We start from the raw sequence: 14,309 nt of genomic DNA on the forward strand, positions 1-14,309 counted from the left end.
TCCGAGAAGCAGTCCAGAAACTGGCTCATCCATACAGCGTCAAAACCCGTGGGAAGACGTAATAACAATATGCAATGGGTTAAACTTCCTCCAAAAGTATACTTTGAAAAAAATTCAATTAGATACTTAAGAGATATGAAACATATGGAAAAAGCCATGATCGTTACTGATAGAAGTATGGTAAATCTTGGTTATGTTGAAAAAATCGAAGACGTTATTAGAAGAAGACGTAATCATGTAGATATCGAATTATTCTTTGATGTTGAACCAGATCCAAGTATTGATACTGTAAGGGAAGGGGTAGAATTAATGAGAAAATTCGAACCTGATTGTATCATTGCTTTAGGTGGGGGATCATCAATGGATGCTGCTAAAGTTATGTGGTTAATGTATGAAAACCCAGAAGTTAACTTTGATGATATCAAACAAAAATTCATGGATATCAGAAAACGTGCTTTCAAATTCCCTGAATTAGGTAAAAAAGCAAAAATGATCTGTATCCCAACTACATCAGGAACTGGATCAGAAGTTACTCCTTTCGCAGTTATCACTGATAAGAAAGAAAACAAAAAATATCCATTAACTGACTATGCTTTAACACCAACTATCGCTATCGTTGACCCTGAATTCGTAATGTCATTACCAGGAGCAATCGCTGCTGATACAGGTATCGACGTATTAACTCATGCGGTTGAAGCTTATGTTTCAATCTTAGCATCTGACTTTACTGATGGATGGGCTAAACAAGCTGTTAAATTAGTATTTGAATACTTAGAAGAATCAGTTAAGAAAGGTACTCCAATTGCTAGAGAAAAAATGCATAATGCTGCAACTATCGCAGGTATGGCATTCGCAAATGCATTCTTAGGAATGAACCACTCATTAGCTCATAAGATTGGTGGGGAATGGCATATTCCACATGGTAGAACAAATGGTATCTTATTACCACACGTAATTAGATATAACGGAACTATTCCAACTAAATTAAATATCTGGCCAAAAATTGAAAACTATAAAGCTGATGTTAAATTCATGGAATTAGCTCAATTAATTGGATTAAATCCTAAAACTCCAGCTGAAGGTGTTGAAATGTTCGCTGATGCTTGTGAAGAATTATGTCACAAAGTAGGTGTTGCATCTAACGTAGAATCTCAAGGTATCTCAAGAGAAGCTTGGGAAGAATCAGTTCATAGAATTGCTATGAATGCTTACGAAGATCAATGTACACCAGCTAACCCTAGAATGCCTATGGTTAAAGATATGGAAGATATCTTACGTAAAATTTACGATTACAAAAATAAATTTGATAAATAATAGTTAAGGTAGGTATGTCCTACCTTTTCTTTTTTATATTTTTTGTAACGGAATTTATTCACATTTTATTATGAACAACAAAAAGAAGAATTTGAACTATATGCACAATTAGCAAATTATGAAACGCAGTTTTATGAGTAAGAATTTCTCTTAAGAGAAAGTTCATAATGAATTCATCAGCTAATTTTTCTTTCAAATGTTCTAACTTCTTACTCATGAATTCTAACTCATCCTTCGCTCGTGAGTCATCTTCATAGGACAAGAATGAATGAAGTAGATTTAGAACATCTTGATTTTCTACAGAAATAATTTCCTTCCAATCTTGCAATGTCGTTTTACGCCCAATATTCTTTACTTGTTTGCGATACTCTGTTGGTGTTATACGGAAATGCTTTTTAAAAGCCACATTAAAAGCTTTAACATCGGCAAAGCCACAATCACTCGCAATTCGTGCCACAGCCTCATCGGTGTTAATTAAACGAAGGGTAGCCTCTCTCAGTCTCAAACGCAAAACATATTCAACAAAGGAAATCCCCATTTGCTTTTTAAAGAACTGAGACGTATAGGCAACATTATAGCCCCCTATTTTTGCAATATCTTCCAACTCTATTTTCTGCTCATAATGTTCATCAATATAGGCAATCATTTTATCGAACGTTGCTGGTTTCATATCGCCAGGTCTAGCATTTTCATGAACCTTTTTAATGGGATCAAATTCTCTAAATACATCCCCAGACAATGCTAAATAATGATGCTCTATCCACATTCGATGTACCGGACTTTCACCTTTAGTCATCAATAACATCGTCATAGCTGCATGATGCCGTAAGGTTGTAAAAAATTGATTGTGACGAGTACTATTATCTGAACGCAATACAAATTGATAGGCGCCAAAATCTGGATCATACTGTTGGTAAAATTCATTTCCTACATGAATGGCAAAGGCAATGACATCCTCTTCCAGAGCTAATGTGGCATGTCCCACTTGAGGAGAGATAATGACCACATCAAGTGGTTCCATCGTAAATGTCTCACCATTACAACTCATTTCCATTTGGCCTTTTAATAGAATAAGAATCTCCGTCTCACCATGCCAGTTATAATGATATGTGCCAACTCTATATATGTTACTGCTAAACTCTATGTAATTATGTTTATATGAATAGTCGAAATAATCCATAGATATCCAATCACTCCATATGCCAAAATGCATCCCTTATAAATTCAAGGGATGCATTTATTATGATATATTTATTTAACTACGGTCAACAGCATCTTGAAGTTTTCTCGAGCATCTAAACTGTGCGGCACTTCAGATGGCATAATCAAGGTTTCACCAGCTTTCACAGTATGTTCCACATCACCGACGACGATGTGTGCCTCACCATCAAGGATTTGTACAATCGCGTCACCTACAGTTACATGAGTAGAGATTTCTTCGCCCTTTGGTAACGCAAACAAGGTAATACTGAGGCGTTCATTTTGGGCTATCGTAATACTAATCACTTGTCCTTCTTTATACTCTAAACGATCGCCTAGATGTAAAATTTCGTTGACTGGGATATTTTTTGTGAAAGTCTTACTCATAGAAATCACTCCTTATATAACTATATAATGGTAAAAGTAATTAAAAAGTAGATTGAAATAAATTTTGTCAAAACTCAATTGATATAACTAAAAGGACTGTCCTTTTGTTGACTTTATTATAAGTTAATTGAGATTTAATTTCAGTGTCTACAGCAACAGAATTGAAGTAATTTTATATACTTATATAAACAAATAGACGAGGCCTCCTTAGAGACCTCGTCTTGTTATTTATATCTATTAATCTTACAAATATTTAATATGCTTAATTTTTAAATGCTACATATATAAAACTTGTAAGTCCATATATTTTAAACCGCAGGTAGTAATCCTAATAGATACACATCAAAGGTATCGCCCGGATGTACTTCATGTACTCCACGAGGAATACATGCGAGGGCGTTCACCGTATATAAGCCTAGCATACTACTACTGTTAAAGTGACGATTCGCGACAAAACGTGGTGCCCCACCGCCAAAGATTACTTTACCTTGTACATACCGATCAAAAGCATTACGCTTAAAGATTTCTGAATCCATTACGCAGGCTACTACTGGTGTGGTCCAGTTTTTTAAGCCTTTATATCGTTTCAATGTTGGCGCTACGATTAGATGCCATCCATTGAATGCAGCCCCTGGATTACCAGATAGACCAAAGATGATTTGACCTTTCGGCGTCACTGCACCATAGGATGCCGCACCTGGACGCATTTGAATACGTGCATAAATAGATTTAGCCCCTAATTTCTCATAAATAAGAGGCATCGTATCAAACAGCCCTACGGATACACCGCCAGAGCTAATGATAATATCAGCATCTTCACTGAGCTGTAACACATGGTTAATTTCAGAGTCTAATTCCTCTGGAGCATCACTGACATGATAGTGCGTAATCTTATGAAAGCCTAAATCCTCCAAGAGTCCACAAATCATAGCTCTATTAGAGTTATAAATTTTACCAGCTGTTAAGCTTTCACCAGGTTCAATCACCTCATGGCCAGAGGTAAGGACTAGCACGCGAGGCATTGCATTGACAGCAATCTCAGTCAACCCCAGACCAGTCAAAACAGTTTGTACCGTAGAGGTTACCTCTGTTCCACGAGGAATCACAATAGTGCCAGCACTACATTCCTCACCTTGAGGGATGATATGATCGCCACATTTGTATTTACCTTGAATTGTGATTGTTGTACCTGGTTCTCCGGAGCCAACTACCTGTTCTTGCATGATAACAGTATCACATGTATCCGGTATAGGTGCGCCCGTCATAATACGTACTGCATGACCTAGTGCAACAGGTTGTTCCCATACAACGCCGGCGCCTATAACACCGTCAACAATATACTCATTACAATCCGCGGAAAAGGCAATGGCATACCCATCCATCGCTGATTTTGAAAAGGCCGGTACATCTGTGGGCGCAACGATATCCTCTGCCAACACATATCCCTTAGCAGACTTAACATCAATCATTTCTACTTTATAAACTTGCGTATCTAAGGCCTTCTCCCATAATTGAAGGGCCTCCTCAACAGTAACGACGGCCATGTAAACACCTCATCATTTCCTGTATGTGACGTACTAATCCAGGTACGTCTTGGTCTAACTTGCTAATTTCGATTATAGCTACTCGATCGATAGAATCTGAGATAAGCTCTTCTGTATGTCCTTCTTGCGTAACCTCTATAATAGGGGCAATGCCTTGGGACCTTGTTTCTAGTATAACTATATCCACAGGCATAAACTGTGATATTTCATACAGATTTGATTGTTCTTTAGTGCGTATACGAATCGCTGTTTCATTAGGGCCTGCAATAGCCACCGCATCAGCGCCAGCTTTATAAGAAAGGTCTGTATCGGTCCCTTCATGGTCCATTTGAAAGCCGTGTTTATCACTCTTTACAACACCTACAGAAAACCCAGCTCGTTGTAACTCAGCTACAAGACGGGTTACTACCGTAGTCTTACCTGTTTTACGTTTTGATGCTACTACACTTATAACTGGAACTCGACGAAACTCATTTTCTGCTAATGCACGAGCCCATTGATAGTCATCATAATGATTTACATTACTTAGCTCCCAATCATAATCACTGGCAGCAATAGATTCAACATGACCAATCGTATCAAGGGCATGCTGCAACGATACGTCTTTACCGGCTAGAATAGATGGAAGTAATGATACAATATGAGGTCTATAAATTCCCGCCATAGGTTCTGGCTTACCTCTAGAACCAGTAGGAACTATGACATTCCAATTATTATGATTCACTTGATATAACCAATCATAATATAAATCCATAGGCATAAATGGCATATCTACAGCCATCACCGCATAGGCAGGACTCATTCCAACAGCTAGAGCACTATAAAGTCCCCCTAGAGGACCACATCGCTCAATAGAATCCCGAACAATAGAAACTTTATTCTTCTCATCGTTCGATAACGTATCAATAATATGAGTCTGAATGGCATGTCCTAACCGATCATCATCACCAATGGAGATGATGATATCATCCACATCCGCTTCTAATCCCTTACGAAGTGCATGAGATATGAGGCTTTCACCATTAACCCAAGGCAATAATGCCTTAGGTTGCCCCATTCGAGAACTCAAACCACCAGCCAAAATAATTAAACCTAATTTATCCACGACGTCCTAAACCTCGTTTAACACCTTGGTAGATGAATAGTAAAACAACAATATTTAAAATCCCATCTGGCACCATATAAGAGGCATTATAAATCATGGAGTAAATCCATGGATTTTGACCTTGAGGTGCATAGCTAGCGAACACAACGGCACCGCTCACAACAGTGGCGATCCAGCGCAATATAATACCAACAATAGAACCTGTAATGAGTCCAGAAATAGAATCTTTGAAGTAACCACATACACCTATAGCACCATAAGCAACTAGATAATCCAATATAATACTTAAATAGTGTACAGATGATTTAAAGCCTAAAATAAAATGTAAAATACCATATACGACGCCAGCAAAAATTCCCCGTGCACCCCCCCAACGATAGGCATAAATCATGAGCGGCACCAAAGCTGCAGCCTTAATAGAGCCTCCTTGAGGCATATGAAAAATCGTAATAAATGATAATACCTGAGCAATTGCAATCGCCACACCTGCTTCTGCAAGCATGCGAGTTTTGGACTGATCCATGTCAATCAACCTCCCTTTACCATATATATTAATGTATATAACTTGCATAATCTACTTGTATTGTACTACAGTTCGTTTCTGAGTCCAAACAAAATATTCGGAACGTATTGAAAATTTTACGCGACTCTTGTATAATGGTACAGGTTCAATTTGTAATACTCGAAGGAGATATAGAAAATATGATTAATACAACGAACATCTTTGATTATGAAGACGTGCAATTAATTCCTAATAAATGTATCGTAACTAGCCGTAGCGAATGTGATACACATGTTAAATTAGGTAATCGCACATTCCGCTTGCCAGTAGTTCCTGCAAATATGCAAACTATTATCGACGAAGAATTGGCAGAAAAATTAGCTCGTGAAGGTTATTTCTATATCATGCATCGTTTCCAACCAGAACGTCGTATGGATTTTGTTAAACGCATGCACGACCTTAATTTATACTCTTCTATTTCCATTGGTGTAAAACCAGAAGAATTTGCTTTAGTTGATGAATTCAAAAAAGCAAACTTAACACCTGAATACATTACAATCGATATTGCACATGGTCACTCCAACGCAGTAATCGATATGATTCAATACATCAAAAAGAACTTGCCTGGAACTTTCGTTATCGCTGGTAACGTAGGTACACCAGAAGCAGTTCGTGAACTTGAAAATGCTGGTGCAGATGCAACTAAAGTTGGTATCGGCCCGGGTAAAGTTTGTATCACTAAATTAAAAACTGGCTTTGGTACTGGTGGTTGGCAATTGGCTGCTGTTCGCTGGTGTGCAAAAGCAGCTACTAAACCTATCATCGCTGACGGCGGTATCCGTGATCATGGCGACATCGCTAAATCCATTCGCTTTGGTGCAACTATGGTTATGATTGGTTCCCTATTCGCTGGTCATGAAGAATCTCCAGGGGAAGAAAAAATCGTTGACGGCAAAGCAGTAAAAGAATACTTTGGTTCTGCTTCTGAATTCCAAAAAGGTGAACGCAAAAACGTAGAAGGCAAAAAAATCTTCATCGACTCCAAAGGTTCTATCTTTGATACATTAGTTGAAATGGAACAAGATTTGCAATCCGCTATTTCTTACGCTGGTGGTACTACTCTACAAGCAATCCGCAAAGTAGACTATGTACTTGTTAAAAACTCCATCTTCAACGGCGATCGCTAATATAATATTAACTGTAAAAGCCACAGGTTATGTCCTGTGGCTTTTTTGTACCTCATCAATGTTACATATAATGGTTTACATATTTGTAATAATATTGCTATATTAAAAAAAAATTAGCCCCAAAGACATTTCGTCTTTGGGGCTATTATTTAAGCTTCTGCTTCCTTTGATTTTTCCATTAACATATAAGCGTATTTACCAGTACCTGCACTTACTACAAGTAATGCAGTCAATACGATAAATGCTACTGTAAGACTTGTGCCATGAGCAATGAAACCAATCAATGCTGGCCCCATCAAAATCCCCATATAGCCAAGCATGGTAGATGTTGCCACAGCTTGTGTCATAGGAATTACATTTTGTTCCCCCATGGCAGAGAACAAGTTTGGTACTACCATAGCTAAGGAAATACCAAGTAATAAATACGTATACATAGAGCCATAACCTGGTAAGAATACGATAAGCCCCATTGCAATAGCACCTAATAAATACCCACCAACAACAACTTGTTTAGATGTTAAGTGTTTGCCAATTGTATTCCCTAGCAAACGGCCGATACACATAGTACCATTAAAGAGCATAACACCCATAACGGCCTCTTCAATAACGATACCTTTATCTTCGAACAAGTATAATGCACTCCAGTCCCCTACGGCACCTTCAACCAAGTAAGATACAAATGACAATAGGCCAAAGATAATAGCAATGGGATGGAAAGATAATGGGCTTTTAGATTTTTTAACAACCTTTGCATTTGGATCACTACCAAAGGTCAACATAAATTGGCTAATCACAACCATGGCAATAAACAATACGATGAGAAGTCCCCAAATACTTTCATTAACAGGTAATGATAATATTTTTAAGAGAACAAGCAATACACCGGCACCTGCAAAGCCACCTAAGCTCCACCCACCGTGATAAGCACCCATTAAATGCTTTTTACTTACCTTTTCGGTTAAAATAGCTTGTAAGTTGGCAGAAGCACCACTAAGGCCTACACCAATACCAAAAAAGAACAGGGCTACTGTTGTTGTAGCAATAGTAGGACACATAGTAACGATGGCAAGAGATACCATACCAATAAAGCTAGCTAACAAAACGACTCTCTTACACCCAAAGCTTTCTACAAGCTTACCTGCTATAGCCATGGATAAACAAGAACCTACACCGAGCAACAAAATCATGGAACCTAATACATCTTCACCAATACTAAGCTTTGCTTTTAAATATGGTACAAAGCCAGCCCATAAAGCTGTATACATACCTGGAATAAAAAATCCCCCAAAGGCACCACGAATATTTGCTGTTGAAATAGAAACTTGATTGCTCATTACATCCTTTCTGGCTTCTAGAACCGTCCGGCGAAGAAAGGCCCTTTTTATCCGCAACGCACTAAAACTTGTACCTTAGCAGGAAACCATTTTAATTACATATGATTTATTATTGGAATATAATAACCCTCTTTACGAAACATGTAAAGAGGGTTTTGTAAATTTAAATTAAAATTAAAAAAGTATCCATATTCCTACGCAACTCGTAAGTAATGCCACAAGAACTGGCACGGCTGTGCGTTTAAGTAAATCTACTGATTTAATATGTGCCACGCCTGCTACACCGACCATTACGGGGCTGATTGGGCTAAGGAACAAACCTAAGCTTGCCCCATTTTGCATGACTAGCATCGTTGTAATCGGATCAAGGCCTAGATGAGCTACGATATTAGGTACTAGTGGAACCAAAGTAAATAATGGCGCTACATTGCTACCTGTCACCATACTTAATCCTAACATACCTCCTCCAAGAACAGAGGTAAGTCCAATAGAGTTAAGAGATAATGTTTGTAGCGCACCAACTAAGGAATCAATAAGGCCTAAACTAACTAAACCTTGCGCAAAGATTTGTCCCCCTATAATAAGTGTCACTGCATAAGAGAACTGGTTCCCCATACCTTCAAAGAAAATAGTTGTACTCTTAAGTACTGTCCTCAGATTTCGATGACGAATTAATTCAGCTAATAAAGCTATACCAAAGGCAAGCATCATAGCAAGGGTAACATTCATCTTCACCCCAGGAAAGCCATATTGACTAAAACCCAAAATAAAACACAATGGTAATAATGGGAATATCATATACGGCTTAGGCCCTATTGGCGCCTCTGGAATACTTTCACAAGCATCTATAGCCTTAGGTTCCTCCACCCGGTCACGATATTTCTGCCAGAAAAAGTGTGCTATAGCCGTCACAATGGCGACTAAGAAATAAAGACGCAACTGGTAGCCTACAAAATAGTTTGGCACGGGCATATTCAAGGTCTTTGCAATAAGTAAGGTAGATACTGCACCTGGCCCCACATCCATGAGATGTCCCGTAGCAATAACCGCTGCCGCCCCTACAGGGCTTACACCTAATCGAAGTAACACAGGATACATAGTGACCATCATAAGAAGTGCAAGGCTCAATGGATTAGGTACACAAATGGATAATCCCATATTGAGTAGAAACATAAGGGCCAGTACAATATATGGGCGATTTAGACGATATAAAGGACGTATAAATGTATGTGCCAATCTCGTCCCTGCCCCAATATGCTCCATATATTTTGCATAACCTGCACAGGTCATAATCATGAGGCCCAGATTGACTATGTTATTTGATGTCGTTATTCTTACGATATCCATTGCATCAAATATGAGAACTCCTGTGGATTGGTCACCAACTAATATGGCATCAATCCAGCTCGCCTCATAAGCGATGAACATCATAAGAATTCCTAAGCCAATCAAAATAGGTTGTGGCTGGTAGCGCTTCATCAATAAAAAGCCTGTAATAGCAATTATGATGAGACATATAACTATATTCATAAGTACCTCTCATAGAGAATGTATTAGACTTACAGCGGATTTATATCACAAATACTACACTTGAATTATACTTATATAATACTTGTATCATACTTGCATCACATCCAACTTATACCTATATTATACCTATACTATACGGAAAATATAAATAAAAATACAATGAAAAAGCACCATTACCCTTAAGATAACAGTGCTTTTAAGATGGAGATATCTAATTGATTTTATTATTAAACATACAAACATCTAATCTATTAGACGGATTAGTACATAGATTATTACTTATATAATTAAATAGTTTTTATTTATGTTCTTTCAACCATGCAATAGCATATTCAGCATATATCGCTGATGCCGCAGATAGTACAGTATCATCCATATTGAATCGATTATTATGATGATCGTAGGTAGCCTCGATTTCAGGGTTTTGAATACCAATAAAGGCAAAGCACCCTGGTTTATCTTGTAAATACCATGCAAAATCTTCCCCTGGCATTACTTTACGCATTTTAGAAAGTTTGTCTTTACCTAATGTATCAATAACGACACGTTCCGCCAATTCACTGGATGCAGGATCATTAATAGTAGGCGGTACTTTTTTTACATATTCTAATGTAGCAGTTGCTCCATAAGCCTCGGCAGTATGTTCTACTACGCGTCGTATGGATTCTACATAATACTCTTCTTGGTCTGGGTCAAAGAATCGAATGGTCCCCCCCATTTTAGCTTCACCAGGGATAACATTCCATTCAGATCCAGAGTGAATGTTACCAATAGTGAGTACAAGAGAATCTAAGGCACTTACATTACGAGACACTACGGTTTGCAAGTTCATAACGATAGCACTAGCTACTACAATGGCATCAATCGCTTGATGTGGCTGTGCACCATGGCCTTGTTTGCCTTTTACATTAATAGTAATCTGGCTACTTGCAGCCATACGAGGACCTTCTTCTACAGATATGAGTCCTGCTGGTAAGTCGATCCATACATGGCCACCAAAAATGGCATCTATCTTATCATACCAATCACCAAATTTGATGAAATCTGGCGCCCCTGCCCCAGTCTCTTCAGCAGGTTGAAAGGCTAAATATACATCGCCTTCAATGCGATCTTTCATAGACATTAACATCTTAGCAGCGCCTAACAAAATAGCCATATGACCATCGTGACCACAGGCGTGCATTTTGCCTTCAGTTTCTGATTTATAGTCTACTGTATTATGTTCGTGAACAGGCAATGCATCAATATCAGCGCGCAAAGCAATGGCTTTACCAGGTTTATCACCGTGGATGATACCAACTAAGCCGATGCCACGCTCTGTATCTACATGAACCTCTACGCCCATAGATTCTAATTCTTTAGCCAGTGTCTTAGTTGTTTCAAACTCTTCATTACTGAGCTCTGGATGTTTATGAAAATATCTACGCCAATCTTGAACGTAGCCTTTATATTGTTCAATTAAATCGCGACTATGCATGGTATCGCCTCCTTATAAAATCCCTTAATCAAGGGGAATAACAGGGTAAAAGTAAAAGAAAACGACAGGCCACGCCATGTCGTTTTCTTTATGTCTTATCGGTTGCGCAATACTGCTTGTACCGCTAAGGATACAACAGCTGTTGCAACTGCCACAGCAGCCGTAATTTTTGCTGTTGTGAAAAGTTCTTCTTTTGTAGGTTTTGCTTTTGTAGCAATATCTAATGTTTTTGCTACAGCAGGAACCAATACTTCGTTACGTAAGGATTCTGTATTCATATTTACTCCTCCAATATAGACTGTTTCTTCTAGGGTAACACGAATGAGAACTAAAGTCTATATATTCATCGATTTATTTCAATAATTACACGGTTACGCAACTATTTTAAATGATATTTATGAAAGTTATCCTTAAAATTATTTTGCCGCTAACTCTTCAATAGCTTCAGCTACAATAGCAATCGCTTTTTCCAATTGATCTTGAGGAATATTAAGAGCTGGTAAAAGACGTACTTTATTTTTCGCAGACAAGCATACAACGCCCTTTTCAAGACATTTCGCAATGACTGCTTTTGGATCTACTGTAGTTTCAATACCAAGCATGAGGCCCATACCGCTTACACCAAGGATACCAGGTTTACCAGCTAAAGCAGCTTTTACATAGTCCCCTTTTGCTTTTACAGAATCTAAGAATTCTGGTGTTAAACGATTAATGATAGTATTGCCTGCTGCCGCACAGATTGGATTGCCACCAAAGGTTGTTGCATGTGCACCAGCATTTAACACATATTGCATCTTTTCATTGAATAATGTAGCCCCCATAGGAAGGCCGCCTGCTAAACCTTTTGCAGTAGATACTACATCTGGCTCAATGCCAAATTGTTGGTATGCGTATAGACTGCCCGTACGGCCATTACCAGTTTGTACTTCATCGATTAACACGAGTTGATCGTGTTCATGAGCATATTTTGTTACTGCTTGTACGAACTCTTTATCTAGTGGCATAACGCCACCTTCACCTTGAATAGGTTCCATCATGATGGCACAAACTGCTGGATTATCAAGAGCTTTTAAGGCCGCATCAATATCATTAGCGGGTGTATGAATAAAGCCTTCTGTAAATGGGAAGAAATGTTGATGGAATACATCTTGGCCTGTAGCAGACAAGGTAGTAATAGTACGACCATGGAAGCTATTAACCAATGTGACGATGACATGACGACCTTCACCGTACTTGTCATGACTATATTTACGAGCTGCTTTGATGGCACATTCATTAGACTCTGCACCAGAGTTAGAGAAAAATACCTTCTTCATACCTGTTTTAGCGCACAATTGTTTTGCCAATTCAATTTGTGGCAAAGAATAGTATAAATTTGAAATGTGGTTCAACGCATGAGATTGCTTTGTTACCGCCTCTGTCCATTCATCGTCATCGACACCAAAGGCTGTTACACCGATACCAGATCCAAGATCGATGTATTCTTTACCATTTACATCCCATAAAAGGGACCCTTTACCTTTTTCAAAACATACGTTAAACCGGCCATACGTATTGGCTATATATTCTTTATCTTGTTGTTCAAAATCGATTGTATTACTCATTACATCCTCCGAACGTACGGTCGCGCCGTCGTCTATCTATGTGAAAGGTAACGATGGTAATATACAATTATCATCATCATACCTACTATATTACTTTACAAACATGGTGCCAAGACCTTCATCAGTCAATAACTCAATAAGAATAGCATGTGGAATCTCACCATTGATGATAAATACCTTTTGAGCTCCTGATTTGATGGCCTCTAAGCAGCAATCCACTTTTGGGATCATACCGCCAGCGATAATCCCCTCTGCTTTTAATTGATCCGCCTCTGCCATAGTGATTTTAGAGATTAGAGAACTAGGATCATGCACATCTCGTAGCACACCATCAATATTGGTCATAGCAACCATTGTTTCTGCCTTAAGAGCACCGGCAATTTTTGCGGCTACCGTATCAGCATTGATATTATATGTCTTGCCATCAGCCCCCATACCAATGGAAGAAATGACAGGAATATAACCTCTACTGATAACATCGTCGATAATACTTGTGTCAATCGTATCGATAGAGCCTACATAACCAAGCTCATCATTTTGTTTATGAACTCGAATCATATTACCATCCACACCACAGAGACCAACAGCCTTACCACCAAGGTCTGTTAAGTCTGCTACAAGGCCTTTATTAACCTTACCGGCTAATACCATTTGTACTACATCCATTGTCGCTTCATCAGTGACACGCAAACCATTTGCAAAACGGGATTCAATTTTCATGGCATCTAGTGTGCTATTAATAGCTGGACCACCGCCATGAACGAGCACAACTTTTACCCCTACCAATTGAAGTAGCATTAAATCCTTCATAACGGATTTTTTTAATTCTTCATCAATCATAGCATTGCCGCCATATTTAACGACAACATATTGATCTGTATATTGTTTAATATATGGAACGGCCGCAGTTAAGATATGCGCCCGCATTGCATTTGTTACGTCCTTCATAGTTCCCTCTCTAACCTAATACTAGGCCTGTATCCTCTCGTAAGCCTAACGCGATGTTCATACATTGAACGGCAGCACCAGAGGCACCTTTACCTAAATTATCGAAAATGGCATTAACCATGATGCGTTCATCATTACCAGTTTCTGAGGAGGGACCCTGATGGAATCACGCCGGAA

Annotated in this window: 13 protein-coding genes and 1 pseudogene; 2 read left to right on the forward strand and 12 right to left on the reverse strand. The window is 38.6% G+C overall.

Annotation, left to right across the window (positions count from 1 at the left end):
- Positions 1-69 precede the first annotated feature (69 nt).
- Entirely contained in the window at positions 70-1,314 is a 1,245-nt protein-coding gene (locus Q7P05_RS04200) for an iron-containing alcohol dehydrogenase (protein ID WP_303930689.1), read from the forward strand.
- Between the two features lie 58 nt (positions 1,315-1,372).
- Here Q7P05_RS04200 and Q7P05_RS04205 read toward each other — a convergent pair whose 3' ends face one another.
- The 5 genes from Q7P05_RS04205 to thiT all read right to left on the reverse strand — a co-directional run bounded on the left by Q7P05_RS04205 (position 1,373) and on the right by thiT (position 6,073).
- Positions 1,373-2,494, reverse strand: a complete 1,122-nt coding sequence (locus Q7P05_RS04205) for an AraC family transcriptional regulator (RefSeq protein ID WP_303930674.1) — start codon at positions 2,492-2,494, stop codon at positions 1,373-1,375.
- Positions 2,495-2,565: 71 nt separating this feature from the next.
- On the reverse strand, positions 2,566-2,901 hold the full coding sequence (locus tag Q7P05_RS04210; RefSeq protein WP_005385836.1) for a cupin domain-containing protein: 336 nt from the start codon (positions 2,899-2,901) through the stop codon (positions 2,566-2,568).
- 308 nt (positions 2,902-3,209) lie between these two features.
- On the reverse strand, positions 3,210-4,445 hold the full coding sequence (locus tag Q7P05_RS04215; protein WP_303930676.1) for a molybdopterin molybdotransferase MoeA: 1,236 nt from the start codon (positions 4,443-4,445) through the stop codon (positions 3,210-3,212).
- Positions 4,426-5,550, reverse strand: a complete 1,125-nt coding sequence (gene mobB, locus Q7P05_RS04220) for a molybdopterin-guanine dinucleotide biosynthesis protein B (protein ID WP_303930678.1) — start codon at positions 5,548-5,550, stop codon at positions 4,426-4,428. Before mobB ends, Q7P05_RS04215 begins: the two co-directional genes overlap by 20 nt.
- Positions 5,543-6,073, reverse strand: a complete 531-nt coding sequence (gene thiT / locus Q7P05_RS04225; protein WP_178884639.1) for an energy-coupled thiamine transporter ThiT — start codon at positions 6,071-6,073, stop codon at positions 5,543-5,545. The genes mobB and thiT overlap by 8 nt, the downstream gene beginning before the upstream one ends.
- A gap of 179 nt (positions 6,074-6,252) precedes the next feature.
- Here thiT and Q7P05_RS04230 point away from each other — a divergent pair, with 179 nt between their 5' ends.
- Complete coding sequence (locus Q7P05_RS04230) at positions 6,253-7,239, forward strand: GMP reductase (protein ID WP_039969037.1); 987 nt, start codon at positions 6,253-6,255, stop codon at positions 7,237-7,239.
- Positions 7,240-7,388: 149 nt separating this feature from the next.
- Here Q7P05_RS04230 and Q7P05_RS04235 read toward each other — a convergent pair whose 3' ends face one another.
- From Q7P05_RS04235 to Q7P05_RS04265, 7 genes and pseudogenes are all read right to left on the reverse strand, one after another.
- Positions 7,389-8,573, reverse strand: coding sequence for an MFS transporter (locus tag Q7P05_RS04235; RefSeq protein ID WP_303930680.1), 1,185 nt, complete (start codon positions 8,571-8,573; stop codon positions 7,389-7,391).
- Positions 8,574-8,747: 174 nt separating this feature from the next.
- Complete coding sequence (gene dcuC / locus Q7P05_RS04240; protein WP_303930682.1) at positions 8,748-10,103, reverse strand: C4-dicarboxylate transporter DcuC; 1,356 nt, start codon at positions 10,101-10,103, stop codon at positions 8,748-8,750.
- Between the two features lie 298 nt (positions 10,104-10,401).
- Positions 10,402-11,580, reverse strand: a complete 1,179-nt coding sequence (locus Q7P05_RS04245; RefSeq protein WP_303930684.1) for a M20 family metallopeptidase — start codon at positions 11,578-11,580, stop codon at positions 10,402-10,404.
- Positions 11,581-11,675: 95 nt separating this feature from the next.
- The gene (locus Q7P05_RS04250) at positions 11,676-11,858 is read right to left on the reverse strand and encodes a hypothetical protein (protein WP_005385822.1); all 183 of its coding nucleotides are present in this window, start codon (positions 11,856-11,858) and stop codon (positions 11,676-11,678) included.
- Positions 11,859-11,996: 138 nt separating this feature from the next.
- The gene (locus tag Q7P05_RS04255; RefSeq protein WP_303930686.1) at positions 11,997-13,184 is read right to left on the reverse strand and encodes an aspartate aminotransferase family protein; all 1,188 of its coding nucleotides are present in this window, start codon (positions 13,182-13,184) and stop codon (positions 11,997-11,999) included.
- A gap of 90 nt (positions 13,185-13,274) precedes the next feature.
- On the reverse strand, positions 13,275-14,132 hold the full coding sequence (argB, locus tag Q7P05_RS04260; RefSeq protein ID WP_213467761.1) for an acetylglutamate kinase: 858 nt from the start codon (positions 14,130-14,132) through the stop codon (positions 13,275-13,277).
- Between the two features lie 10 nt (positions 14,133-14,142).
- Positions 14,143-14,274, reverse strand: a pseudogene (locus Q7P05_RS04265) (N-acetyl-gamma-glutamyl-phosphate reductase); the annotation flags it as partial.
- Between the last annotated feature and the right edge of the window lie 35 nt (positions 14,275-14,309).

Source organism: Veillonella dispar (assembly GCF_937975875.1).
GTDB lineage: Bacteria > Bacillota > Negativicutes > Veillonellales > Veillonellaceae > Veillonella > Veillonella dispar_B.